This is a genomic window from Actinomadura sp. NPDC048032 (assembly GCF_040653175.1).
GTDB lineage: Bacteria > Actinomycetota > Actinomycetes > Streptosporangiales > Streptosporangiaceae > Spirillospora > Spirillospora verrucosospora.
On sequence record NZ_JBEZJP010000757.1, the window covers coordinates 1 to 1,855 of the forward strand.

The following is a 1,855-nucleotide window of genomic DNA, read 5'->3' on the forward strand; positions in this document are numbered from 1 at the left end:
GGGAGGCTTCCCGCGGGCGCCGGAGCGGTGGGGCGATCGGTCAGCAGGTGCCGAGCATCGTGGTGAGGGCGCTCCTCTCCGAGCTGTCCACCGTCAGGCCCCAGGACCACTTCACCTGGATCCAGGCGCGGGCGTAGGTGCAGCGGAAGGAGGTGACCGAGGGCTGCCACTCGGCCGGGTCCTTGTCGCTCTTCGCCTGGTTGACGTTGTCGGTCACCGCCCACAGCTGGGGGCCGGCGAGGTCGTTGGCGAACGACTGGCGGCGGGAGGTCGTCCAGGACCAGGCGCCGGACGCCCACGCCTCGGAGAGCGGCACCATGTGGTCGATGTCCAGGTCGGACGCCTGCGTCCAGGTGGCGCCGTCGTAGGGCGAGAACCACCTGCCGGACGTCGCGGCGCACGCGGAGTCCGTGGTGACGTTCGTGCCGTCCCGCTTCAGGACGGTCTCGCGGGTGTTGCACGTCCCGGAGATGGTGATCCAGTGCGGGAACAGGGAGCGGTCGTAGGTGCTCCCGTGCGACTCGGCGGTCACGGTCAGGGTCGCCAGGCGGCTCGCGGCCGTGGCGGCGGACGGGATGCCGGGCGGGGTCGCGGACGCGGGCGCGGCCGCCGCGCCGAGCAGGGCCGCGCTCAGGGCGGCGGGGAGCGCGAATGTGAGAAGTCGTCGCATCGGGATGCCTTTCCGCGGTCGTCCCCGGGCCGGGGCTGGAACCCCGAGGGGGAGCGGGAACGACGGCACTGCGACGGTGACATTTTCGACAAATACGAATAAATGTCACGCTTTGCTCATGCGCACTGCCGCCGTTGGTCGGAAGCTGACGTCTATCGCCGACCGAAGGCCTCTGAGCTGCGACGAAACAGGCGCTGCCGCTTCCGTGACGGCGGATGAAGAGTTCTTGAACTCCGGGCCCAGCCCCGGGCAAAGCCCGGGGCTGGTGCGAGGCAAGGCGCCCGGAGCCACACGGTCGTGAGAACGCTTTCGGCGTCGTCCCCCGAAGCGGCGGGCGAGCGCGCCGCCGCCTAGCGGGCCGCGCCGAAGCGGGCGCGTCCGCCCGAGATGACCGTCGTCCCGTCCACGGCCGCCTCGAACAGGACCGCTCCGCCGTCGCCGTCCCGCCAGGTGCTCACCTGGAGCGCGTCACCGGGGAAGACGGGCGCCGCGAAGCGGCCTTCGAGCTCGGCCAGGTCGGCGGGGTGGGCGCCGAGGGACTCGGCGAGCGGGAGAGTGACGGCCGCGAGCGTGCACAGGCCGTGCATGATCGGGCGCGGCATCCCGGCCGCCTTCGCCGCCTCCGGATCGATGTGCAGGTGGTGGCGGTCGCCGAGCAGCCGGTAGAGCGCCGCCTGCCGCGACGCGGTGGCGACGGTCAGCACGCCGTCCGGGACGGCCTCGGGACGGCGGCGCGACGACGGGCCCCGCTCGCCCCCGAAACCGCCGCTCCCCGGCGCGAACAGCGACCACGTCGCCTCGAAGTACTCGCTCTCGACCGCCACGTCGAAGACGGCCGCGGAGCCCTTGTCCCACACGTCGGTGACGCGTGCGCTCATCTCCACCGAACCGGAGCGCGGCAGCGGCTTCAGGACGCGGAGGCGCTGCGTCCCGTGAACGGCCGTCCGCACGTCGAACGCGCCCGCCGAGCCCAGGACGTCCGGCGCCCACTGGGCGAGGGTCAGCACGAACGTCGGCAGGACGCGCAGCCTCTCCTCGAACACCAGGTCGAGGTCCGCGGCCCCCGCCCCCACCGCGAGCGCGTAGAGGATGGGCCGCGTCTCGTCGTAGGCCACCGTCCGGGCGCCGAGCGACCGCCCCTGCCACTCATGGGCCCGGATGCAGCCGGTGGGGGGACGACCCCCC

The 1,855-nt window shown here is 73.2% G+C and carries 2 protein-coding genes; both read right to left on the reverse strand.

All coding sequences use genetic code 11. The features are described 5' to 3' along the window. Positions 1-40: 40 nt before the first annotated feature. Positions 41-670 (reverse strand): HNH endonuclease family protein, encoded by a 630-nt coding sequence (locus tag AB0C69_RS41915; protein ID WP_360362420.1) that lies wholly within the window; start codon positions 668-670, stop codon positions 41-43. A 350-nt stretch (positions 671-1,020) separates the two neighbouring features. Then, positions 1,021-1,855 (reverse strand): MaoC/PaaZ C-terminal domain-containing protein (locus tag AB0C69_RS41920; protein ID WP_360362423.1); only part of this gene is annotated, 835 nt, incomplete at its 5' end.